Genomic DNA, 23,541 nt, shown 5'->3' with positions numbered 1-23,541 from the left:
GTGAAGTGAGTGCCAGTAAAATGCATCACCTGCACCAGGTTAAACTCTTTCTTCCTGCCATTTGCCATATCACTCACGGCAGTAAAGTGATTGTTCAGGACGATAACCGCCTGGTGGCGACGAAAGCGTCGCTGATCATTATTCCCGCCAATACGCCGCTGGAGATCATAAATCAACCCGCGAATGGTCTCTTTCGTTCTGACTTATTGATGTTGTCACCGGAGCTTCTGGCGGAGTTTAAAACGCATTACCTGAAATCCTGGCCGCGCACAGAACTGCATTCCCTCTGTGCTCCCCTGAGTGAGGGGCTGGCATTTATGTGGAGTAACCTGCTGCATGCCGTGCGTCAGGATTTACCGGAGGCGTTACAAAAGCATCAGGCTTTCGGCCTTTTGCTGGCATTGCTTCATGACGGCGTCGCAGGGCCTTTGCTTATAGAGCGTAATAGCCACCTGTCCGAGCAGGTGCGGCAGTTCATCATGCTCTCGCCCGCCAGGGCCTGGACTGCACAGGATGTTGCCAGCCGCCTGGCATTGAGCGTGCCGACGCTACGCAGACGGTTACGCGAAGAGTCGCAGAGTTTTCGCCAGATTGTTGAGGAGGTGAGGATGGCCGTTGCGCTGTCACACTTACAGTCAACCCGGTTACCTATTGGTGAAATCGCATTACAATGTGGTTATCTTTCCAGCTCTCGTTTTACTGCCCGTTTCCGGCAACATTATGGCTGTTTGCCGAAAACGCTACGTTAAGGAGTAGAAAAATGTCAAAAATCTGCACAATTGCCTGGGTACACGGCATGGTTCAGGGTGTCGGATTCCGTTACAGCACGCAGCGCGAAGCTATGCAGCTGGGGCTCACGGGATACGCGCGAAACAGGGATGATGGCAGCGTTGAGGTCGTTGCCTGTGGTGATGCGGAGCAGGTTGAAAAGCTGGTTGCATGGCTGAAAGCAGGTGGGCCGCGCAGCGCGCGGGTTGATAAGGTTTTAACCGAACCCCATCAACCCGGCCGGGAATACGTTAACTTCGGTATTCGCTACTAAATGCATTTCACCGGTTTTGGCAGGCCGGCGATTTTGGTGGCCTGTTTTGCCGGGCCTTTCGGGAACAGGCGATACAGGTAACGGCTGTTGCCTTTCTCTTCACCGAATTTATTGGCCATTGCCTTGACCAGCATGCGGATCGCCGGGGAGGTGTTGAATTCGAGATAGAATTCGCGCACAAAACGCACCACTTCCCAGTGTTCCGGGGAGAGGGCGATACCTTCGTTTTCGGCGATTTTTTCCGCCAGCGGCTCGCTCCACTGGCTGCTCTCTTTCAGATAACCGTCGTTATCAGTTTCAATCTCTTTACCTTCAAAACTCAACATAGTCATTCACGCGTCAGTCAAAAACCGCAGCAGTGTACCAAAAAACAAAGCCCCGCATAAGCGGGGCTCTGGTTCACAGCATTGTTGATTAATCGCGGCTGGCGAAGCCCAGGATGCTCAACAGGCTGACGAAGATGTTGTACAGCGATACATACAGGCTCACGGTGGCGCGGATGTAGTTCGTCTCACCGCCGTGAATGATGTTGCTGGTTTCATACAGGATTGCGCCAGATGAAATCAGAATAAACACGGCGCTGATCGCCAGGTGCAGGGCAGGCAACTGCAGGAAGATGTTTGCCACCATACCTACCAGCACCACCACGATACCTGCCATCAGCATACCGCCGAGGAAGGACATATCCTTACGGGTGGTCAGCACGTAGGCCGAACAGCAGAAGAACACCAGCGCGGTACCGCCCAGCGCCATGCCAATCACGTCGCCCATACCGGCGGACAGATAGGCGTTAAGGATGGGCCCCAGGATATAGCCCAGGAAACCCGTAAAGGCGAACGCGGACAGAATACCCACCGGTTTATCAGCAGTTTTGTAGGTCAGGAACATCAGACCATACATCCCCACCAGCGTCAGGATCAGACCCGGTGACGGCAGCATCAGCACGGTGCTGGCCGTTGCGGTCATCGCCGAGAATGCCAGCGTCAGGCTGAGCATGAAATAGGTATTGCGCAGCACCTTGTGGGTACTGAGTAGCGATGTGCGGTCGCGTGAAGAAGTAATTATACGATCCATGAGTCACTCTCTTATGACAGATGTAATTAGCGGAAAGAATAGGAAACGGCGCGCCAGTCTCAAAGTGGTTTTACCCATCTTTACTCAGGACGTTAGCGTTACTGCTGGTTGTTTATTCTTCAGAAAACCTTTTCAGCAGAATGAACAACGGTTTGCTTCATTTATTCAGATCAAGCTCTTATAGGTTACTGAAAAATATTGCGTTATTACACGTTGAGCGCTAAGTGTTATTTCCGGATCGTCAAAAAACAGACAATAAGGCGAAGGAAATGAAACCACAAGCACGCACGCGCTTTACACTCTCTTTGTTAACGGCAGGGATCCTGTGCGCCAGCACGGCGACCTGGGCGGCTAACGTGCCAGCAGGAACACAGCTGGCCGATAAACAGGAACTGGTCAGAAACAACGGTAATGAACCGGCCTCACTCGACCCCCATAAAGTCGAAAGCGATGTCGAATTCAATATTATCAGCGATATCTTCGAAGGGCTGGTTAGCGTTTCTCCAACTGGTGAAATACAGCCACGGCTGGCAGAAAAATGGGAGAACAAAGACAACACCGTTTGGACTTTTCATCTGCGTCCAGGCATCACATGGAGTGACGGCACCGCGATTACCGCGCAGGATGTGGTCTGGAGCTGGCAACGTCTGACAGACCCCAAAACCGCCTCGCCGTATGCCAGCTATCCGGGCAACATGCATATTGTTAACGCCGCTGATATCGCTCAGGGGAAAAAAGCACCGGATACGCTGGGTGTAAAAGCCATTAACGATACTACGCTTGAGGTCACGCTGACTCAACCTAATGCCGCATTCCTTGCCATGCTGGCCCACCCGTCGCTGGTGCCGGTGGATAAGGTGCTGATTGGTCGGTTTGGTGATAAGTGGACCAAACCGGAGCATATCGTCACCAGCGGAGCGTATAAACTGTCGCAGTGGGTGGTTAACGAGCGCATCGTGGCGGAGCGTAACCCTCGCTACTGGGATAACGCACATACCGTTATCAATAAAGTGACCTATCTGCCGATCACCTCCGAGGCCTCGGATGTAAACCGTTTTAAAGCAGGTGAAATCGATATTGTTTATACGGTGCCAATCAACCAGTTTGCCCAGCTCAAGAAAACCCTGGGTAGCCAGCTGGATGTCTCCCCGCAGCTTGCCACTTATTACTATGAATTCAACACCACCCGGCCGCCATTCAACGACGCGCGTGTACGTAAGGCGCTGAACATGGCGCTGGATAAAGAGATCATTGCCGGGAAGGTCTTAGGGCAGGGGCAGCGTCCGGCATGGCTTATCAGCCAGCCAGATATTGGCGGTGTGACGCTCCAGAATCCGGACTATGCCAGCTGGCCGATGGATAAACGTATCGAAGAAGCGAAAAAGCTGCTGGCCGAAGCCGGCTTTAACGCCAGCCATCCGCTGCGTTTTAACCTGCTCTATAACACCTCTGAATCGCACCAGCGCATCGCGATTGCCGCCAGCTCGATGTGGAAGAAAAACCTCGGGGTGGAGGCGAAGCTGCAAAATCAGGAGTGGAAAACGATGCTCGATACGATGCATACCCACGACTTTGACGCAGTGCGCTACGCCTGGATTGCCGATTACGACGATGCTGCCACTTTCCTGAACAACTTCCGTACTGGTGACAGCGAAAACACCAGCCAGTACAGCAATCCGGAGTATGACCAGGCGCTGGTGAACGCCGCGAAAGCCAAAACGCCGGCAGAGCGCGGTAAGTTCTATCAGCAGGCGGAAGATTTGCTGGCGCGCGATGTGCCTGCCATCCCGGTTTATCACTATGTCCGCACGCACCTGGTCAAACCGTGGGTGGGAGGATTCACGCCGGACAAGCTGGGGTACTATTTCACCAGGGACATGTATATCAAAAAACACTGAGCGTGAACGCTGAATTTTGTGCTGATAAAATGGCCGATACGTTGTCTATTCAACCGATTAAACGCGTTTTGGCTATTTTTAAAGCGAACGAATGCGGTCACTCTTTACAGCATGCGGAGAGGTGTTTATAGTTCGCCTCACTTAGGAAGTGTGGCCGAGCGGTTGAAGGCACCGGTCTTGAAAACCGGCGACCCGAAAGGGTTCCAGAGTTCGAATCTCTGCGCTTCCGCCAGACATAAAAGCCCTGCGATAGTCATATCGCGGGGCTTTTTGCTTTTAAGGGGCATGGATAGCACCCGCAGAAAAAAATAGAAAAATTCCTGCTTTACAAGGCGCTAATAGATGTTTATAGTGCGCCTCACTTTGGAAGCGTGGCCGAGCGGTTGAAGGCACCGGTCTTGAAAACCGGCGACCCGAAAGGGTTCTAGAGTTCGAATCTCTACGCTTCCGCCAAATTTGAAACCCAGGTCGTTATGCGACCTGGGTTTTTTGTTTTTGTCGGTTTTTAGTATGCCATTGCCGTCTGGCTTGCGTCGGTGGGGCTAAGAATCCATTGGACGGATTAGTAACCGGCATCTGTTACATCTTGCTCCTGGTGTTCCAGGATAATGCCAGCGATGATGTCATTGGGGTTATCCACCCGATCTGGTCGTTTTATGACGTGAGTCGTTCCCTTCTCAAAATAGTTAATAGCAAACATCTCATCTTCATAACGATCGCAATGCCTGTTTTCATCAATGAGAGCATTCAGTCGTCTGGTTACATTTTCATGGTTATCGGATGTAGCCACACGTTCTAAGGGAATCAGCTTCACAGGTACGCCCTTATGCATATAACTTACGGAACGATCGACACCCTTCCGAATTTTTTCAAGCTACACAGCAAAGGTTGTTGTTCAAGGTCGTACCCACTCCTCGAACGATACCTGAGATGTACATATCACGAGTACTGGGGCGAGGCATGCAAAAATCCCCTGCGATATTTGTTTTTCTGATGAAAATAATAAGACCCATTTAAATAAATAATAAAAATGGTGAAGGCCAGTAAATGTCGCCAATTTTTCACACAGGCAAGCACGTTCTGCCTTTCATTTTTTGATAAAAGTACAAAATCAGATATTTCATGTGATTGATGAGATTTTATACAAAGTTGTCCCTAAATCAAATTGATCACTTACTGTACACCCTTATTTCATAAGGGTTAAAGGGGGATGCAAGAAAATTCTTATAAATCAGAAGGATGATCTTTGGCTATCAGGATTTCTATGGGAAACATTTTGTTACATTTTTTGATTTCCGATCGGGTGGGGAACGTTCCTACACTCCGGCTATTGGGTCTTATCCGAAATTTTTTCATTTCAGACAAATACTCAAAAACACAATGTCGATATGCTGGTGAATGGAATGTGCCCGCTTTAAATTCCGGGGTTTTGATTTTCGTCCGATGACGTGAGCCTGGAAGTTGTTCTGGCTGGGTTTGCCTTTCTTATTAATTTCTCACTGGCATTGACCGTTTTTATAACTCCATAAAACAGGGATAGCCATGTCTAACTCTTCTTTTCAGTCCGAAATACCCAAGGCACGTATTAATTTAAAGCTTGATTTGCATACGGGCGGAGCGAGCAAGAAAACTGAGCTCCCCCTGAAATTACTGGTGGCGGGAGACTTCAGTAATGGTCAGGAGACTGCATCACTATCGGAGCGCAAAAAAGTTAATCTGAATAAAAACAACTTTGACTCTGTACTTTCCGAATATTCCCCAATCGTAAATATTACCGTTAAAAACACGCTTGCTGGTGATGGCAGTGAAGACAACATCAATCTGACATTCCAGAGTATTAATGATTTCTCTCCGGAGCAGGTTTCGCGGCAAATACCTCAGCTGAAGGCCATGCTCTCCATGCGCAACTTGCTTCGCGATTTAAAAGCAAACCTGCTTGATAACCAGGCTTTCCGAAAAGAGCTGGAAAAAATTCTTCTCGATCCTGCATTAAGTGCAGAACTTAGAGCCGAACTCTCAGCCCTGGCTCCGAAACAGCCATAACGGCCATATGCTTTTAACGGATTAATAAGGAATATGTTGATGTCTGTAAAAAATGAGAATGCCGCGGGTAACGAGAGTGTAGTGCTTGAACGTCCTGCAGCAGGCGGGGTATATGCGTCCCTGTTTGAAAAAATCAATCTTAACCCTGTCTCTGAGCTAAGTGCGCTTGATATCTGGCAGGATGCACAGGCGATGTCGGATGCAACAGCAGACGAACGTTTAACTGCCGGCATGAAGGTGTTCCTGGAATGTCTGACAAAAGCGGGCTCAAAAGTTGAGAAACTCGACAAAAACCTGATTGACCACCATATCGCGGAACTGGATTACCAGATCAGCCGTCAGCTTGATGCTGTTATGCATCATGAAGGCTTTCAGGCGGTAGAAAGTCTGTGGCGCGGTGTGAAATCTCTTGTCGACAAAACCGATTTTCGCCAGAACGTGAAAGTTGAACTCCTGGATATGTCTAAAGAAGACCTGCGTCAGGACTTTGAAGACTGCCCGGAAATCGTCCAAAGTGGGCTGTATAAACATACATATATTGATGAGTATGATACCCCGGGTGGCGAGCCGATTGCTGCGCTGATTTCTGCTTACGAATTTGATGCGTCTGCGCAGGATGTAGCCCTGCTGCGCAACATCTCTAAAGTGTCTGCTGCTGCACATATGCCGTTTATCGGTTCTGCCGGCCCGAAATTCTTCCTGAAAGACAATATGGAGGACGTGGCGGCCATTAAAGATATCGGTAATTACTTTGACCGCGCTGAGTACATCAAGTGGAAATCCTTCCGCGAGACGGATGATTCCCGCTATATCGGTCTGGTTATGCCGCGTGTACTGGGGCGCCTGCCTTATGGTCCGGATACCGTACCTGTGCGTAGCTTCAACTACGTCGAAGAAGTGAAAGGTCCGGATCATGACAAATACCTGTGGACCAACGCCTCGTTTGCCTTTGCATCCAACATGGTACGCAGCTTCATTAACAACGGCTGGTGTGTACAAATTCGTGGCCCGCAGGCCGGTGGCGCCGTTCAGGACCTGCCTATTCATCTGTACGACCTCGGTACCGGCAATCAGGTAAAAATCCCGTCTGAAGTGATGATCCCGGAAACCCGCGAATTTGAGTTCGCGAATCTGGGCTTCATTCCACTTTCCTACTACAAGAATCGCGATTACAGCTGTTTCTTCTCGGCGAACTCCACGCAGAAGCCGGCCACGTATGACACCGCTGATGCTACTGCCAACAGCCGCATCAACGCCCGTCTGCCTTACATCTTCCTGCTGTCGCGTATCGCGCACTACCTGAAGCTCATTCAGCGCGAAAACATCGGCACCACTAAGGATCGTCGTCTTCTGGAGCTGGAGCTGAACACTTGGGTTCGCAGTCTGGTGACGGAAATGACCGATCCGGGTGATGAATTACAGGCGTCTCACCCGCTGCGTGATGCGAAAGTGGTGGTAGAAGATATTGAGGACAACCCGGGTTTCTTCCGCGTGAAGCTGTACGCCGTACCGCACTTCCAGGTGGAAGGGATGGACGTCAATCTGTCACTGGTATCCCAGATGCCGAAAGCTAAAGCATAGGGCAGGAGCAGGGATGAAAATATATCGTCCACTGTGGAACGAGGGGGCTTTACTGTCCCCTCAACAGTTCCAGCAGCAGGCTGAATGGGAGTCTTTTCGCGGTGCCGGTGCATCTGCGCTAGCATCCCCATTCCCCTGGGGGGTAGAAAAGATTGAGTTTAATGACAGCCTTCTTCCGTCTGGTCTGATCCAGATTACGCAGCTACGCCTCTGGCTGGACGATGGATCGCTGATTGATGCTCAAAGGAGCGATCTGCCTCCACGTCCACGGGAGTTAGATGCCAGCCAGCTGGCAGGTCTCGATTCCGTAACCGTTGTCATCGCACTGCCTCACATGCAGCCGGGTATTGCCAACGTAGAACAGGAAGGTGTTACCGCAGACCGCCCGCTCCGCTATCGCGAGGAATGGGTGACGTTGCAGGATGCCTTCGGGTCCGAAGAAGAATCCATAGCCGTTGCCCGGTATAATTTCACCATCCGGTTTGCCCATGAAAGCAATGATTCCTGGAAAGTGTGCCCGGTGGCCAGACTGATCCGTGATGGACAAAATGCATGGCGACTGGATCCGTCCTTTATTCCGCCCGTTGCGTCTTTTGCCGCAAGCCCTGTCCTTCGCGAACGTCTGGTGCTACTCAATCGTCAGTTACGCTCCCGGCGCCAGCGTCTGATGACGATGCGTCGTGAAAGCAACGAAAGGCTCGCCGATTTTGCCGTCGCCGATGTTTCCCTTTTCTGGTTGCTGAATGCACTGAATTCTCACGCCAGAGTGCTGACAGAATACGAACGTTTTCCTTCCCGGCCACCTGAACAGGTGTGGGCGGAGCTTGCACGTCTGGCAGGCAGTATGCTGACCTTTTCCCTGAATCATGATCTTGACGCCATTCCGGGTTATGACCACGAGGAACCGGCCAATGCGTTTCCTCCGCTGTTTGACCTGATCACGGGTTTGCTGGAGGCCAGTCTGCCATCCCGGGTCATTGCCCTGGAAATGTCCCGCCCGGACGGACAGACATGGAAAGCCAACCTCCACGATATCCGCCTGCGTGAAGAGGCCGACCTCTGGCTCTCTGTGCGCTCCGATATCCCGGCCTGGCAGGTCGCCGAGAAATTCCCTGCACTCTGTCAGGCAGGTTCACCTGATGATGTTAGCGAGATCTATGGTGCGGCACTTAAGGGTATCCCGTTGATCCCGGTGAGCAGGGTCCCGGCAGCGTTGCCTGTACGCATGGAAAACCAGTACTTCGCACTCGATATGGAAAGCCCCGCTGCGCATGAAATGCAGGAGCAGGGCGTATGCATGTTCTATGTGCCTGAGTTGCTTGGTGCTCTTGAACTTGAACTGTTCGCGGTATTGCGCTCATGAGACAGGATATCGACATCGACCAACTGATGGCGGAGACCTGGCTTACCGTCACTATGCTTAAAAAAGGTGCCGTTACGCTTAATGGCACTGCGCTTTACAACAAATGCGTTAAACAGGTTCAAAGTGTGCGGGAAGCGCTGGAGCGTGCCGGCTATGACGAAGCCAGTGTGGAGCATATTTCCTACGCACAATGTGCCTTGCTGGACGAAACGGTGATGAGCCGTAAGTCTGAAAAAGGCGAGGAAGGAGAGGAGCCGAAAGTTGATGAAGGCCAGGTGGCCTGGCGTAAAGCGCCGCTTCAGGCCCGTTTTTTTGGCTCATTCCGGGCAGGCGAAGCGTTGTGGGATCGGATTGCAGAGGTTCTGCGTCAGCCCTCACCTAACCCGGCCGTTTTAACCTGCTATCACCGTGTGATAGCGCTGGGTTTTCAGGGGTTATACAGCCTGAAAACGGTCAGCCAGTCGGAGCGTGATGAGGTAGTGAAAGCCCTTTCTGAACGGGTTTCTCCGCCTGATGCAGACCTGTCTCTGGTTGTTCACCGGATGGGGAAACATCGCTGGAGTCTGATGCGCTCAGTCTGGTTCTGGATAGCGCTCGCCGTCATTCTTACCGGCGTTATCTGGTGGGGTGGTCACCTCTGGCTCCAGTCACTGTTGTCGGCACAAATACCGGAGCTGCATGGCTAATGCGTAGAACAGTCATCATTCCGGTCGTCCTCCACGCCCTGGTAGCCGTTGCCACGTTGCTGTGGTTGCTGTGGTATTTCATCCCGACAGGCACCGTTTTTAAAGGCCTGGCCACTCTGCTGATCCTCCTTCTGGCAGGCTGGACTGTTTTTAAAAACTGTCTGAGTGAAGAGCACACATCTGACGTTACCCTCCCGGCTGCTGAACTGCCATTACTCGACACCCAGAGCCCCGTTGTACTGGTGTGTGGTGACATGCTGGAAGCGTTGTTCCAGGGAGGCCCTCTGCGTAAAACAGCCCAGGGATGGTGGCTTCGGGCCGGTGACGTCAGCCGGTTAACTGACGTTGTCCGCAGCATACAGAAACAATTCCCTCGGCAGGTTGGTCAGCTTTCGGTGATGTATCGCTGCCTGCCAGATGAACATCAGGATGAAGCGGTACTGCGCTCCACACTGAAAACGCTCCGCCAGCAGTGTAAACAAATTAAATCCCTGACGGGTTTCACACTGCCGGTGGTGGTGAATGCCGAATTTTCCGGGCCCGAAACGCCGTGGATCATCGTTCGCGGTGACAAGCCGATAGTCTGTCCGGTTAATGATTCGCCTCAGGCGTTTATTGACTGGCAGCAGGCGGAAGACAATATCCTGCTACTGCCAACTGTCAGCCAGGCATTTTCCTTTATCCGTAATACGCTGACTGATGAGCTGGAGAAACCGGACCGGCTAACGCCGCCTGTACGTGTTTTTTCCGTGGCCATGCGCCTCGGCGTGGTCAATCCTGAGGCTCAGTCAGTCTGGTCCACCTGGCTTTGTGCCCGGACCTGCTTGCAGTTTTCCCTCCAGCCCGGTCAGTCAGTTCTGGCAACCCTTTTCCCGGATGCCGTTCTGCCACTTCTGGCACCTTTTGCATCAACCGTTCAGGGGGGGCAGCGTACCCGCCGCCTGGTGCTGCTGATGTGGCTGTGCGCGCTGACCGCATTGGGTATTTCCGCGCTCAATAATCGTGACCTCATCCGTCAGGTGAGTGCCGATTTACAGCGCTGGAACGCGATCCCGATGAATCACTACCGTCCTAAAGCGGACTCGCTGGCTGCTCTGAAACAGGATGCACTCCTGCTTGAACGCTGGCAACGGCAGGGAGAGCCTTTACGTTACAGCCTGGGCTATTACCCGGGACAACGCCTGTGGCTGGCCTTGCAGCAGGCCATAGATACCTGGACACCTCCACCTGCCCCTGAACCAAAACCGGTCCCGAAAATAGTTCGTCTCGATAGCATGTCGCTTTTCGATTCCGGCAAATCAGCGCTCAAAGAGGGGTCAACCAAAATACTCGTCAACGCGCTGGTGGGGATCAAAGCCAAACCGGGCTGGCTGATCGTGGTCAGCGGCCACACAGACAATACCGGTAGCATACAGCTCAATCAGACCTTGTCTTTACAACGCGCTGAAGCCGTCCGTAACTGGATGCGTGATACCGGGGACGTCCCGGAGAGTTGCTTTGCCGTTCAGGGCTACGGCAACAGCCGACCGATTGCTTCAAACGATACGCCTGATGGCCGTGCGCATAACCGGCGTGTCGAGATCAGTCTGGTACCGCAGGCTGACGCCTGTCGTCTGCCAGGCTCAAAACATGCGTCACAGGATGTACGTGACGTTTCAACTCAAGAAATGGAGAAGTAAACATGGCAATCCCAGTTTATCTGTGGCTGAAAGACGATGGCGGCGCTGACATTAAGGGCTCTGTAGATGTGAAAGATCGCGAAGGAAGCATCGAAGTTGTTGCTCAGGAACACACACTGTATATCCCGACTGATAACAACACTGGAAAGCTGACCGGAACCCGCATTCACACGCCATTCCTGTTTACCAAGGAAATCGACTCTTCCAGCCCGTATCTGTACAAAGCCGTGACCACGGGCCAGACCCTGAAGTCTGCTGAGTTCAAGTGGTACAAGATCAACGATGCCGGTCAGGAAGTTGAGTATTTCAACACCAAACTGGAAAACGTCAAGCTGGTGAAAGTTGCACCAAAAATGCACGACATCAAGGATGCTTCCTTCGAGAAGCATAACCACCTTGAGCAGATCGAGCTGCGCTACGAAAAAATCACCTGGACCTACAAAGACGGCAACATCATTCATTCCGATTCCTGGAACGAAAGAACCACCGCGTAAAAACCAGGCGGACAGTTTCCCTCTGTCCGCCTTTTATTTTGTTCCGCACAGCGCCTGCCAGACGGACGCTTTGCAGAGCAGTTTCACCATTTATCGGCATGAACCTTATGGGCATCGGTTGACGGCCAGGGGCGGTAGCGTGCCTGAACACGAGGGAACGACATGGAACATCATTCAGCAGTCCTGTTACGACGACTTAACCCTTACTGCGCCAGAGCGCTGGAAGGTGCAGCCTCTTTATGCCAGACCCGTGCGCATGCAGAAATCACACCTGAGCACTGGTTGTTAAAATTACTGGAGCAGGGCGAAGGTGATCTGACCGTTCTCGCCCGCCGTTATGAATGGGATATGGATACCGTCTGGCAGTCACTCCTGAGCTGGCTGGATGCACAGCCACGTTCTGTCCGCACCCGACCGGAGCTCTCAGCGTCTCTCCAGACCCTGCTGAAACAGGCCTGGCTTGCCGCCACGCTTGCCGGAGATGAGCAGATCCGCAGCGTACATTTGCTCGCGGCCATGGTTGAAACGTCCGGGCTGACACGCTGTGATGGCCTCTGGCCTTTGATGACGCTGACCACCAGCCAGCTGGAAAGGTTACGTCCCTTGCTGGAAGCCCAGTCGGATGAGCGGCATGACGTTGCGCTCAGTGAGAAGCCTTGCAATGTCAGCATTATTGGGCGGGCCGCACCGTTACAGCATGAAGCACAACACCAGGCTGAAGGAGGAAGTGCGCAGCCTGCCGTTTCACAGGAAGAGTCCGTTCTTAATCGCTTTACGGTCGATGTGACCGCCCGTGCCCGGGAAGGAAAGATTGACCCGGTCTTTGGACGCGATAACGAAATCCGTCAGATGGTGGACATTCTCTCCAGACGCCGTAAGAACAACCCGATCCTGGTCGGTGAACCCGGCGTGGGTAAAACGGCCCTGGTTGAAGGACTGGCGCTGCGTATCGCTGAAGGTAATGTGCCCGAAAGTCTTAAGCCTGTCATCGTCAGGACCCTGGATCTGGGCTTGCTTCAGGCGGGAGCAGGTGTAAAGGGTGAATTTGAGCAGCGACTGAAGAATATCATCGACGCCGTCCAGCACTCCCCGGTGCCGGTGCTGCTCTTTATCGATGAAGCACACACCATCATTGGTGCCGGTAATCAGGCGGGCGGGGCAGATGCAGCCAACCTGCTGAAACCGGCTCTGGCTCGCGGCGAACTGCGAACCATTGCGGCCACCACCTGGAGTGAGTACAAGCAGTATTTCGAACGTGACGCAGCCCTGGAGCGCCGCTTCCAGATGGTCAAGGTTGATGAGCCCGATGATGACACCGCCTGCCTGATGCTGCGTGGCCTGAAATCACGCTATGCCGAACACCACGGTGTACATATTACCGGCGATGCCGTCCGCGCAGCGGTGACGTTGTCCCGTCGTTATCTGACCGGACGCCAGTTGCCAGATAAAGCAGTGGACCTGCTGGATACCGCAGCGGCCCGGGTGCGGATGAGCCTGGACACGCTGCCGGAACAGCTTACCCGGTTGCAGGCTGAACTGACTGCGCTTGGCATGGAGCAGCAGGAGTTACTGGAAGATATTTCGCTGGGTAACAGTGTTGATGCCAGTCGTCTGCCGCAGATTGAACAACGGACCCAGGCGCTCAGTCAGCAAAAAATGGCCCTTCAGTCACAGTATGAGACCGAGAAGCAGCTCACCGACTCGCTGAAAGCCTGCCGTGAAGACATTAGCCGCCAGGAGGAACTCTCCGCCCTTCAGCACGAGCTTTCTCAGATTCAGAATAACAGTCCACTGCTGGGTCTGGATGTTGATGTCCGCACCGTCGCGACCGTGATCGCCGACTGGACAGGGGTTCCTCTCTCGTCGCTGATGAAGGACGAGCAAACCGAATTACTGACGCTTGAAGAACAGCTGGCAACCCGTGTAGTTGGCCAGAGTCCTGCACTGAATGCCATTGCCCAGCGCCTGAGAGCGTCAAAAACCGGACTGACGCCGGAAAACGGTCCGCAGGGTGTGTTTTTACTGGTGGGTCCAAGCGGAGTGGGTAAAACAGAAACCGCACTGGCGCTGGCTGACGTTATGTATGGCGGTGAAAAATCGCTCATTACTATCAACCTGTCGGAATACCAGGAGTCGCACACCGTTTCGCAACTGAAAGGCTCTCCACCGGGGTATGTAGGATACGGCCAGGGCGGCATTCTCACCGAGGCTGTGCGTAAGCGGCCCTACAGCGTGGTGCTGCTGGATGAAGTGGAGAAAGCACACCGGGATGTGATGAACCTGTTCTATCAGGTGTTTGACCGGGGCTTTATGCGCGACGGGGAAGGGCGTGAAATTGATTTCCGCAATACCGTGATCCTGATGACGTCCAATCTGGGCAGTGACCCGCTGATGCAGTTGCTGGAAGAACAACCAGAAGCCACTGAGAGCGATCTGCACGAGTTGTTACGTCCGATCCTGCGCGATCACTTCCAGCCAGCGCTGCTGGCTCGCTTCCAGACGGTGATATACCGCCCGCTGGCAATAGATGCCATGCGTACCATCGTCGACATGAAACTGGCACAGGTGAGCACGCGGCTGCAACGTCACTATGGCATTTCCACTCACATTGGCGAAAGCCTCATCGACACCCTGACGACTGCCTGTCTGCTGCCGGATACCGGTGCCCGCAACGTGGACAGCCTGCTTAATCAGCAGATTCTGCCGGTTCTGAGCCAGCAGTTACTAAGCCATATGGCAGCAAAACAAAAGCCTTCCTCGCTACAGCTAACCTGGGATGATGAAGAGGGCATTGTGCTGGCCTTCGATGAAAATACAGAAGTGGTGGCGTCATGACCGATTCTTTAATAAGCAAGGCAAACAGCCAGATACAACAACTGCTGGGCCAGTCACGCTACCGCGTTGACGTGCATGGCTGCACTGAGTTTCTGGATGTGGTGAGCTTCAGTGCGGTGGAGTCACTCAGCCAGCCCTGGCAGTATGACGTGGCGGTGACCTGCACCTCTGGGGATATCGCCTGCGACACGTTACTGCTGAAACCGGCGTCATTTACTTTCCAGACACCCGTGTTTGACGGGACACCAGCGCTGCCGGTCCGGACGATATTCGGCGTGGTTAAGTCATTTCGGCGCGTGTCCACCTCGAATGATGAGACCCGTTATGCACTGACGATCGTTCCCCGTATCGCCCTTCTGGACTATACAAAAGGGAGCGAAATCTACCTCAATCAGTCAGTTACAGAAGTGGTTGAACGGGTATTGCGTAAGCACGGACTTGAAGGTCCTGATTTTGAGTTCCATCTGTCTCGTGACTATCCGGCCCGCGAACTCATTACCCAGTGGCGGGAAACCGATCTGGCATTTATCCAGCGCCTGCTGGCGGAGGTGGGCATTTACTGGCGCTATGAAATGGACAGCCGTCTTGAGCAGGACGTGGTGATTTTTCAGGACAGCCAGCAGCAATATGAATTTGGTGTCACGCTGCCATTACGCAACCAGGCCGGGATGAGTGACAGCGGGCAGGAGAGCATCTGGGATATTCAGACCGCATATAACGTGGTAAGCGGAAGTGTGGCCACCCGTGACTACAACTACCGTGATGCACTGACGCCTCAGGACAGCGCCGAAAGTATTTTCAGCAAAGAGGGGATCACCACCGGGGAAACGTATCATTACGCGGAACCCTTCCTGACAGCAGGTGACGCTGAAAGTACAGATACCGGGGCATACTTCGCCCGTCTGCGTCACGAACGCATTCTGAACGCGCAGTATCACGTCAAAGGTCATTCCTCCAGCCCTCATCTGGCACCGGGTCAGGTACTGGAAACGGACGGCTCATTACCCGATGCCGTAAAAGGCGGTATCGTCATCACCACGGTACGCACCAGCGGTTCACGCAAAAGTAGCTTTACGCTGACGTTTGAGGGCATCCCCTACAGCGAAACCGTCTGCTGGCGTCCGGCATTACTTAATCGCCCGGTCATATCCGGCTCGCTTCCGGCCCGAGTGGAAAGCACTCAGAAAGGCGATACCTACTCCTGGCTCGACCCGGAAGGGCGCTACCGGGTGAAACTGGACTTCGACCGCAACAGTCCGGAACAGGGCTATGCCTATTTGTGGCTTCGGCTGGCAAAACCCTATGCCGGTGATACCTACGGATTCCACTTCCCGCTTATCGACGGAACGGAAGTGGCCATCGTATTTGACGGCGGAGACCCGGATCGTCCCTACATTGCTTATGCCCTGCATGATTCAGAACATCCGGACCACGTCACCAGTGACAATCATACGCGGAACGTCTGGCGCACTCCGGCGAACAATAAGCTGCGGATGGAGGATAAGCGCCAGGAAGAGCATATCAAGCTCGCGACGGAATACGGCAAAACGCAGCTGAACATGGGACACCTGGTCAACAGCCAGCGTGAAAAGCGCGGGGCCGGTTTTGAACTGCGAACGGATGAACATGGCGCTGTACGTGCGGCAAAAGGGCTGTTCCTGACGGCGGATGCGCAGTCCAAAGCCCAGGGGCCGGTGCTGGAAATGGCACCTGCGATAAGTCAGATTAACCAGGCCAACAGCCAGATGCAGGCCCTGAACAGCGCCGCTGAAGCAGCCGGTGCCCTGGTATCCGACATCAGCACCCAGATTAGCCTCGTAACCGACAAAATCAAAGACCTCCAGTCTGCGGTCCTGCTGGGGAGTGCTCCACAGGGCGTGGCATTTACCTCAGGTGAACACCTTCAGCTCAGCAGTACCCGCAATACCATGATCAATGCAGGGCAGCATCTTGATGTCGGTGCGATGAAAAATTTGTCCGTGAGCGTTGAAAAAGCGCTTGGTCTGTTTGTGCATAAAGACGGGGCGAAGCTGGTTGCCAACCAGGGTGACATCGAGATTCAGGCTCAGCACAACACGATGGCCCTGTTTTCTGAAAAGCAGCTGACGGTGACCAGTAGTGAAGACGAAATTATTATCAGCACGCCTGAAACACTGACGCTTAACGGTGGTGGTTCTTATCTGCGCCTGAATAAGAACGGTATTGAGCATGGCTCTGAAGGGATGATGATAATGAAAGTGGCTAGTTACCTGGTGCCGGGGACCGGTGCCAGCCAGCAGATGGATACACCGGACTTTAAAGTGACGAACGTCACGGTCACAACTAAAAACTCCGCCAAATGGACGAGTGAATAACAAGGAAGGTTAGTTATGACTGCAAAGATGCCCAAAATCAGCTTTCCCGTGCCCTCAAACAAAAATGGTCATCCCTTTTCCTCTGTGGAAGAGTTGTTATCGATGATCGGAGGGGAAAGCTCAGGATTGTATCTGGTGGGAAGTCAGGGAATGTGGCATGGGGGGATCCATATTACTGATGCCACTATTCCCTGGTGCGCCCTGAGTACTGACAGTGGAGCTGAGAATGAATATTGTCGCGAGCTCTATAAAGGGGAACAATTTATTCGTTGTATGGCGGATGGTGAGATAGTTGCCTGGCGCGTCAGTAAGGACTATGAGAGTGCTGCGATTGAATGGCGCGGTGAAAAACTGTTCCTTTCGACCTCTTTTGTGCTGGTGAAACATTATATCCAGCCGGGTGATACAGAAGAGAGCGGACTGACATTTTTCACTCTGTATATGAATCTGGCGCCTTATGCTGCTTATAAACAACAGGGCAGCCTGGCGGACAGAAAAGTGGCTGGCGTTCAGCGCTATTACTCCAGTGCGGAAGATTTGCAGGCAGGGCGCGCAGCCGGAAAACTGGGGAAAGACACCGTAGTCACGCTGAGTGACACTATTGTGACCCGCAGCAGCGACCAGCGTCAGTTTACCGAAGTAACCATTACCCGTGAGACGAAGAATACAGCAGGAGAAACACTTGCCGCAGGCACCCGAATCTGGACGGTATCAGACCAGGGGTATCTGAAAGCAACAGAATCGGTGCCTGTTCCGTCCTGGTGGGCAAAATGTTCTCCGGCTTACACTAATGAGTCAGAAGGTGTTGTGAACTGCACTTCGCGTACAAACTGGGCGTACTATCTGAGCAGTGACGATGTTCTCCAATATAAAAATGCAGGCAGCCTGGTAGCCGATTTTCCGCTTTCATACGAGCCCGGTAATACCGCACAGCAGGTCATCCGTCCAGGTAAGAATCCAGGCGATGCAGCAAGAACATTCAGTCTGGTCACTCTGGGCCGGGATAAGGATAAGTTGAAAAAGGGCGACCGGGTATGGTTAGTATCAGACGGCGACAGTCTGACGCCTGTTGCACCGGCAGCATCCGGTAGTGGACCCGTTTTTAATGATGTGTATGCACCTTCAGAGCCTGTACCGATCAATGCCGGAGACAGTCTCGGGCATATGGGTTTTTATCAGCTACCGGAAGAAAATGGCAAACGCTCGCGCTACCAGGTACATATAGAATGCCTGAGCATGGATGATATGGAGAAATTCATCACCAATCCAGGAAGGGGGGGGGAAGATAATCCGGTTTATCTGACGTGGCAAGCCGATGCACCGTTGTTTGAAAAGGGTGAGCAGGGGATGGTTGCGGGCAGTCGTAAAACAAAGATATCGGGTATTGTTACGCTTGCAAAAGTGCCGGGTGCCGATGCTGAGGGGAACGCACTGACAAATAACCGGGATGCGGCTTATTTTCAGATACGTCAGGAAGGTGGCTGGCTATCTGCCACCAGTGTTCAGAAAGTGTCGCAGTATGCGTTAGGCGAGCTCGGGTTTGTGACGCTGAATAAGGCACCGGAGAGTTTTGACCTGATTGATGGCATAAAACAACCGGATAACGTGGTGAAGGGGATTCTGGAGCAGTTGTATAAAGCGGCACAGGATGAAACCCGGACCACCCACGCACTCAATAAGTACAACTACAAGCGCCTGCTGGAGTTGATTGACAGTAACCAGGATGGGTATTACTCGGAGCAGGAGTACCTTCAGGCGATTCACAATGTTTCCTACCGTGATCATCTGTACCGGGTGATAGCAAAGCATGCCAGTGAATGGTACTACGGCAAGGACGATCAACTATGGAAGACCTATCTGGATACGTTAACCACGGATGCGCCGTTGTGGAAAACGTATCTGGAAGCGTTTCTGGATAAAATGACGTGGATGAAAGCAGTGTCGGAAAAGGGTGTGGTGCTGGGGCCGGAAGTCTGGCATATGCATCCAATTGTATTTTTAAACGCTATAAAGAAAGGGAAAACCAAAATTACACGAGAGATGCTCAGGAGAATTTGGTCTGACCGGAGAAATGTTTCTGACTCTGTCCTTGATGTTGTTGCTGAAGAATTTTCAAATAAATTTGATATGTGTAATATTAATACTAAAAATAGACTATATCATTTTTTCGCTCAAATATATCAAGAAGTAGGGCCTGCTTTTAATTTGAATGAGGGTTTTAACTACAGGCCACAAGTGCTTATAGATAAATTCGCATATTATCGTAATCACCCTCAAGATGCTCAAGCGGATGGCTTTATTCCGGGAAGGCAAGCAGCAAATAAACAAAGTATTGCGAACAGGGCATATGGTGGGCGAGAGGGGAATGCTGATATTGCAAGTGGAGATGGATGGCGATATCGTGGAAGAGGAATGAAACAGTTAACCTTCAAGAATAACTATAGATCTTTTACAAATTATCACGAAAGAGTTTGGGGTGAAAGTATTGATTTTGAAACCAATCCAGATTTTTTAGTTGAAACTGTTTATGCGGCAAGGTCTGCTTTGTACTTTTGGGTTCAGAATAATTTATACAGTAGAGCTGATAATGGGGTTGGTAGAGCGGTGTCGGATTCAATAACGCGAATTGTTAATCTTCATGATAATCACTATGTGGATAGACATAATAATTTAATAAGATTTCTGCAAGAGGGTGTTTTTGATGAGATATTTTAAAATATTGGCATTGATATTTGTTTTTTCCACAAAATTATCACATGCAACAGATTTCAAATTATCATCATCTGATCAAGTTGAGGATGTGAAATATTTTTTATTGCAAGTGCAAAATGATAATAAAAGTAAAAAAATAGACGTGGGGCTTGAAGGTAATTCCAATAATGCTGAAATAAAACAATACTATACTTTTTCTTGTCAATGGGGAAAGGCTTATGGAGTCAGATTAAACATGGATTCATCCTCTAATGATGGGCCCTTGTTATTTGATAACATATATGTGCTAGATGGAGAATTAAATATCGTTTTTGCAAAATCCTATAGTCGCATGAGTAAAAAATGGGTTGATCCAGTCAGCTTAAATAGTGCGGTTTGTAAACGTTCAGGCGGTCATTTAAAAAATGATTCGACAACTAAAAAGGACTACATTGTAAACTTCGAAGCTATACAGCAGGGGCCTTTTGTTTTAAAAGGTATTAATGATACAGTGATTAAATATATCAGAGATGATTCTTTAAATCTTATTCGTGAAGATGCGGATGGTGAACGTGTTGTCGATACAATAAAAAACCATGACAACAAGTCGCCTTCGGTTCGCACCGTTTTTTTTATGAATATTAGTTCAGAAATGAATGTTATTAGTCTGGTCTCCTGGGGAGGGGGTATAGACGAAGGTGATTATTATAAAATATATGGATATACATATGATGAAACAGGGCATCTACGTCTGAATACTACCTTAGATAAAGATTCTAATTTATCAGGGTGTAATACAAATGAATCTCCATTTAAATATAAAAATGCGAACTCCATAAAAGAATACTTGATTAAAAAATATGGTGCCTAAACTCACGTGATTCACAATGTTTTCTACCGTGACTATCTGTACCGTGTGATTGCGAATCATGCCAGTGAATGGTACTACGGCAAGGACGATCAACTATGGAAGACCTATCTGGATACGTTAACCACGGATGCGCCGTTGTGGAAAACGTATCTGGAAGCGTTTCTGGATAAAATGACGTGGATGAAGATTGTGTCGGAGATGGGCGTGGCAGTGGGGCCAGAAGTCTGGCATATGCATCCGGTGGTGTTTTTAGATGCTTTGGGTGAAAGTGAAGACGGAATGGCTCTGAAATGGCTCAAAGTAGATAAGGGACAAGTTACTTTCGATGCTGAAGGTAATGATATTACGGGAAACCGCTACTTCAGCCGCCGAATTCATTGGCCTGGAAATGATCTCTCAGGTGTGACCCTTGGTCGAGGGTATGATATGGGGGGGAGAAGTAAAGATTCGGTGTATAGTGATATGGTTGCATCAGGAATTGATTCAGATAAAGCCAACAAAATTTCGATGGCCGCAGGTTTGAAAGGAAGTGCTGCAATGAATTTTGTCCTTTCTAATCGAGAGTCTATAGGTGAAATTACTAGGATGCAGCAAAATAAATTATTTGGATTGATATATCCAACCTATGTAGATAGAGCCAAACGGAATTATAAAGATAAAACTCACGGAGCACCTGGCGCTCTGCCATGGGATAGTTTAGAGCAAAAAATCCAAGACATACTTGTTGATTTTATATGTCAGGGTTTTAGTGGTGAAAGACCCATGAGGGCTGGAATGTATAATAGACAGCAGGAGTTTATTTCATATATAGAAAATAATGCAACAATTTCCAGTTACGAGAACGGGCGTCATAGAGCAAATTACTTAAGAGGTCAGTAACATGTCATTAATTAAAATGTTAGTGTGTGGTTTGTCATTGCTGGTATCGGTTTCAGTATTAGCAGACGATGTCTGCTCTGCGAAAAGTGAAACTCAATCTATTGATTCTTGTTATGCAAAATTAAAAAATCACTCTGAAAAACGTCTTAATGATGAGTATTCTGCACTTAGAATAAGAATGGCTGAAAATTATTCAACGGATAAAGATCTGTCAGAACGTTACTCGGCGAAACTATTGTCAGCACAAAGGGGTTGGTTGAAATATAGAGATCAGCAGTGCGCTATGGAGTCACTATTTGCTGACTCAGGATCCCAAGCTAATGCAACGTTAGTAAATAAATGTATTTATCGCATTAATGAGCAACGGATCAAGGAAATGCAATCCTTACCTTATTAAGATTAGCTATGCAAAAAGTCGTGAGTAATTTTAAGAAATCACCAACGGCAAGAGGTTTTTTCATTATATGAAACGGCATTTCAATGAGAAAATATATAGTATTTTTAGCGGGAGTGCTTTGCTTTTTTTTGTCGGCAGGTGCGATGGCAACAAAGCAGAATGTGACTAATATTATCACTTGCTCATTACCTGGAGAAGGAGTCAAAGAAGCTTTATTTTTCATTGATAATATTACAAAAGAAATAAATTATAATTTTAAAAGAGATGGAAAAGTAGAGCTAAATGTTATTTTTAACGAAGCGAATAAACTAAGGCGCACCAGAGATAACGAAATGGGGGTTACTTATTATGGATTCAAGCGCGGTAAATATAGTTATGTTATTAATGTAATTGATGGTTCTGAAAATAATGAATATACGATGTCATTTGACATCCTAAAGAATAAACGAATTATTCAATCAAGGGATTGTTTACCTAGTTCATTCAGAAGTGATGATATTGTAAGTGATTATATTGTTGACATTCCTTATGTGAATAAAAATGGGTGCTTTTTCCCATGAGTCGCCTTAAATGCTATTTTTTTGTTGCAGGGCTTAATATAAACTCACCCGCCTCAAACCTGTAAGTGTGAGTGTGTTTCAAATGAAATTAAATGGCTGGAGGAGTACAAACTAACAAGAAGAATGACCGATTCTACACTCCGTTATAATTCATTAAAGGCTAAATTATGATTTATCGCATATCTATATTTATTGTGTTATTCACCAGTTTTTTTTCCGTAAGCTATGCAGATGTCGTAATCAGTTCTCCAACTGAAGGGAGTTTGACTTTTTCACAGAAAAAAATGGTGAACATTATGAGGATAATTCATGGGGCAAAATTTTTTTTCCAATAAAAATTACTCTGCTGATCTCAGTCGGGATGACCGTTTTTACATTGAGGATGGCTCTTCAAAAGTCTCACCCTCAGGAAAATACCTGATTGTTAATAGTGTCTCAGGTGGAACTGTTGAGTTCGGAGATGGAACGTCGAAGTATACAGAAAGGGCTTATTGTAGTGTTATTGATATGAGCAATGGTTGTATTGTAAGTGACTGGGATGGAGAAGCATGCGGATATACCTGGACTGAAGGGAAAGATGTACTGGCCAGTTCTGAAGAAGTTGGTGCTGATATTTTTGATTTCAATACTATGCGGCCTTCAATTATTAAAATGAAAGACAAACTTTCTTCGCTTGATGCCAGAGGTGCAAGTAACTTGCTCCGTTGTGATGCCCCCTCCATAGAAAATATAGATAAATACCAACAATTAGCAAGGGAGAATAAAATTAATAAAAAACTTGCATTAGATGCAATATTATCATTTTTGCACACCCGTAAAGAAGAATTATCAATTACTGAAAGGGCAAATTTATTTTCCGCCCCGAACAATAACAGCCAAACTAAAAATTACCTGATCCCAGGTGATAAAATAAAAATCATACAGTACTCATCAGATAGGAAATGGGTGAATGTAGGTTACATTAATCACAAAAACATACCCCTAATCACTTGGATCAAGTCCGATACTATAGCCAAATGATTTTATAGCGAGGGAGTGACAGCAAAATTATCACCCCTTCGCTTAATTAAAAAGAAATTTCGCATTTTATCATT

At 49.7% G+C, this 23,541-nt stretch carries 20 protein-coding genes and 2 tRNA genes; 19 read left to right on the top strand and 3 right to left on the bottom strand.

Annotated features, from left to right (window positions below):
* Positions 1-20 precede the first annotated feature (20 nt).
* Positions 21-749, top strand: coding sequence for a helix-turn-helix transcriptional regulator (locus L466_RS06730; protein WP_198922322.1), 729 nt, complete (start codon positions 21-23; stop codon positions 747-749).
* A gap of 11 nt (positions 750-760) precedes the next feature.
* Positions 761-1,042 carry an acylphosphatase gene (yccX, locus tag L466_RS06735; protein WP_020884783.1) on the top strand — a complete coding sequence of 94 codons (282 nt, stop codon included), beginning with the start codon at positions 761-763 and terminating at the stop codon, positions 1,040-1,042.
* Here the strand turns inward: yccX and tusE are convergent.
* Both tusE and yccA read right to left on the bottom strand, forming a co-directional pair.
* Positions 1,039-1,368, bottom strand: a complete 330-nt coding sequence (gene tusE / locus L466_RS06740; RefSeq protein ID WP_020884782.1) for a sulfurtransferase TusE — start codon at positions 1,366-1,368, stop codon at positions 1,039-1,041. The genes yccX and tusE overlap by 4 nt on opposite strands.
* Positions 1,369-1,456: 88 nt before the next feature.
* Entirely contained in the window at positions 1,457-2,116 is a 660-nt protein-coding gene (yccA, locus tag L466_RS06745; protein ID WP_014169445.1) for an FtsH protease modulator YccA, read from the bottom strand.
* Between the two features lie 269 nt (positions 2,117-2,385).
* On the opposite strand from yccA, the gene L466_RS06750 reads away from it, so the two are divergent.
* The 3 genes from L466_RS06750 to L466_RS06760 all read left to right on the top strand — a co-directional run bounded on the left by L466_RS06750 (position 2,386) and on the right by L466_RS06760 (position 4,467).
* Entirely contained in the window at positions 2,386-4,014 is a 1,629-nt protein-coding gene (locus L466_RS06750) for an ABC transporter substrate-binding protein (RefSeq protein ID WP_025204529.1), read from the top strand.
* A gap of 144 nt (positions 4,015-4,158) precedes the next feature.
* A tRNA-Ser gene (locus tag L466_RS06755) sits at positions 4,159-4,246 on the top strand.
* A gap of 133 nt (positions 4,247-4,379) precedes the next feature.
* Positions 4,380-4,467, top strand: a tRNA-Ser gene (locus tag L466_RS06760).
* 109 nt (positions 4,468-4,576) lie between these two features.
* Here L466_RS06760 and L466_RS06765 read toward each other — a convergent pair.
* Complete coding sequence (locus L466_RS06765) at positions 4,577-4,828, bottom strand: DUF4942 domain-containing protein (protein ID WP_311776240.1); 252 nt, start codon at positions 4,826-4,828, stop codon at positions 4,577-4,579.
* A 728-nt stretch (positions 4,829-5,556) separates the two neighbouring features.
* On the opposite strand from L466_RS06765, the gene tssB reads away from it, so the two are divergent.
* From tssB to L466_RS06825, 14 genes are all read left to right on the top strand, one after another.
* Complete coding sequence (gene tssB, locus L466_RS06770) at positions 5,557-6,057, top strand: type VI secretion system contractile sheath small subunit (RefSeq protein ID WP_032681318.1); 501 nt, start codon at positions 5,557-5,559, stop codon at positions 6,055-6,057.
* 33 nt (positions 6,058-6,090) lie between these two features.
* Complete coding sequence (tssC, locus tag L466_RS06775; protein ID WP_032681317.1) at positions 6,091-7,638, top strand: type VI secretion system contractile sheath large subunit; 1,548 nt, start codon at positions 6,091-6,093, stop codon at positions 7,636-7,638.
* A 13-nt stretch (positions 7,639-7,651) separates the two neighbouring features.
* Positions 7,652-9,001 (top strand): type VI secretion system baseplate subunit TssK, encoded by a 1,350-nt coding sequence (tssK, locus tag L466_RS06780; RefSeq protein ID WP_025204525.1) that lies wholly within the window; start codon positions 7,652-7,654, stop codon positions 8,999-9,001.
* A complete protein-coding gene (gene tssL / locus L466_RS06785; protein ID WP_032681316.1) occupies positions 8,998-9,687 on the top strand; it encodes a type VI secretion system protein TssL, short form in 690 nt (229 codons plus the stop codon). The genes tssK and tssL overlap by 4 nt, the downstream gene beginning before the upstream one ends.
* Positions 9,687-11,366, top strand: coding sequence for an OmpA family protein (locus L466_RS06790; protein ID WP_032681315.1), 1,680 nt, complete (start codon positions 9,687-9,689; stop codon positions 11,364-11,366). Before tssL ends, L466_RS06790 begins: the two co-directional genes overlap by 1 nt.
* A 2-nt stretch (positions 11,367-11,368) precedes the next feature.
* A complete protein-coding gene (locus L466_RS06795; protein WP_001007312.1) occupies positions 11,369-11,860 on the top strand; it encodes an Hcp family type VI secretion system effector in 492 nt (163 codons plus the stop codon).
* Between the two features lie 162 nt (positions 11,861-12,022).
* Entirely contained in the window at positions 12,023-14,695 is a 2,673-nt protein-coding gene (gene tssH, locus L466_RS06800) for a type VI secretion system ATPase TssH (protein ID WP_032681314.1), read from the top strand.
* Positions 14,692-17,049: a type VI secretion system Vgr family protein gene (locus tag L466_RS06805; protein WP_032681313.1), complete on the top strand. Its 2,358-nt coding sequence runs from the start codon at positions 14,692-14,694 to the stop codon at positions 17,047-17,049. Before tssH ends, L466_RS06805 begins: the two co-directional genes overlap by 4 nt.
* 15 nt (positions 17,050-17,064) lie before the next feature.
* Positions 17,065-19,764: a glycoside hydrolase family 19 protein gene (locus L466_RS06810; protein WP_032681312.1), complete on the top strand. Its 2,700-nt coding sequence runs from the start codon at positions 17,065-17,067 to the stop codon at positions 19,762-19,764.
* Positions 19,751-20,611, top strand: coding sequence for a hypothetical protein (locus L466_RS06815; protein ID WP_032681311.1), 861 nt, complete (start codon positions 19,751-19,753; stop codon positions 20,609-20,611). Before L466_RS06810 ends, L466_RS06815 begins: the two co-directional genes overlap by 14 nt.
* A 6-nt stretch (positions 20,612-20,617) precedes the next feature.
* Positions 20,618-21,490: a pesticin C-terminus-like muramidase gene (locus tag L466_RS23835; RefSeq protein ID WP_254695867.1), complete on the top strand. Its 873-nt coding sequence runs from the start codon at positions 20,618-20,620 to the stop codon at positions 21,488-21,490.
* A 1-nt stretch (position 21,491) separates the two neighbouring features.
* Positions 21,492-21,887 (top strand): lysozyme inhibitor LprI family protein, encoded by a 396-nt coding sequence (locus tag L466_RS23725; protein ID WP_138613697.1) that lies wholly within the window; start codon positions 21,492-21,494, stop codon positions 21,885-21,887.
* Between the two features lie 83 nt (positions 21,888-21,970).
* Positions 21,971-22,447 (top strand): hypothetical protein, encoded by a 477-nt coding sequence (locus L466_RS06820; RefSeq protein WP_081750650.1) that lies wholly within the window; start codon positions 21,971-21,973, stop codon positions 22,445-22,447.
* Positions 22,448-22,756: 309 nt separating this feature from the next.
* Positions 22,757-23,467, top strand: coding sequence for a hypothetical protein (locus tag L466_RS06825; RefSeq protein WP_050594881.1), 711 nt, complete (start codon positions 22,757-22,759; stop codon positions 23,465-23,467).
* Positions 23,468-23,541 lie beyond the last annotated feature (74 nt).

The organism is Enterobacter sp. BIDMC 30 (assembly GCF_000534355.1).
GTDB lineage: Bacteria > Pseudomonadota > Gammaproteobacteria > Enterobacterales > Enterobacteriaceae > Enterobacter > Enterobacter ludwigii.
This window is presented reverse-complemented; position numbering and strand designations above follow the sequence as displayed.

Coding starts and splice junctions, on each gene's coding strand:
- L466_RS06750 (WP_025204529.1), top strand. CDS start 2,386: ATGAAACCACAAGCACGCACGCGCTTTACACTCTCTTTGTTAACGGCA.
- L466_RS06815 (WP_032681311.1), top strand. CDS start 19,751: ATGAGATATTTTAAAATATTGGCATTGATATTTGTTTTTTCCACAAAA.
- yccA (WP_014169445.1), bottom strand. CDS start 2,116: ATGGATCGTATAATTACTTCTTCACGCGACCGCACATCGCTACTCAGT.
- yccX (WP_020884783.1), top strand. CDS start 761: ATGTCAAAAATCTGCACAATTGCCTGGGTACACGGCATGGTTCAGGGT.
- tssB (WP_032681318.1), top strand. CDS start 5,557: ATGTCTAACTCTTCTTTTCAGTCCGAAATACCCAAGGCACGTATTAAT.
- L466_RS06825 (WP_050594881.1), top strand. CDS start 22,757: ATGGGGCAAAATTTTTTTTCCAATAAAAATTACTCTGCTGATCTCAGT.
- L466_RS06810 (WP_032681312.1), top strand. CDS start 17,065: ATGACTGCAAAGATGCCCAAAATCAGCTTTCCCGTGCCCTCAAACAAA.
- tssC (WP_032681317.1), top strand. CDS start 6,091: ATGTTGATGTCTGTAAAAAATGAGAATGCCGCGGGTAACGAGAGTGTA.
- L466_RS06795 (WP_001007312.1), top strand. CDS start 11,369: ATGGCAATCCCAGTTTATCTGTGGCTGAAAGACGATGGCGGCGCTGAC.
- tssL (WP_032681316.1), top strand. CDS start 8,998: ATGAGACAGGATATCGACATCGACCAACTGATGGCGGAGACCTGGCTT.
- L466_RS23725 (WP_138613697.1), top strand. CDS start 21,492: ATGTCATTAATTAAAATGTTAGTGTGTGGTTTGTCATTGCTGGTATCG.
- tusE (WP_020884782.1), bottom strand. CDS start 1,368: ATGTTGAGTTTTGAAGGTAAAGAGATTGAAACTGATAACGACGGTTAT.
- L466_RS06730 (WP_198922322.1), top strand. CDS start 21: ATGCATCACCTGCACCAGGTTAAACTCTTTCTTCCTGCCATTTGCCAT.
- L466_RS06805 (WP_032681313.1), top strand. CDS start 14,692: ATGACCGATTCTTTAATAAGCAAGGCAAACAGCCAGATACAACAACTG.
- L466_RS06820 (WP_081750650.1), top strand. CDS start 21,971: ATGAGAAAATATATAGTATTTTTAGCGGGAGTGCTTTGCTTTTTTTTG.
- tssK (WP_025204525.1), top strand. CDS start 7,652: ATGAAAATATATCGTCCACTGTGGAACGAGGGGGCTTTACTGTCCCCT.
- tssH (WP_032681314.1), top strand. CDS start 12,023: ATGGAACATCATTCAGCAGTCCTGTTACGACGACTTAACCCTTACTGC.
- L466_RS06790 (WP_032681315.1), top strand. CDS start 9,687: ATGCGTAGAACAGTCATCATTCCGGTCGTCCTCCACGCCCTGGTAGCC.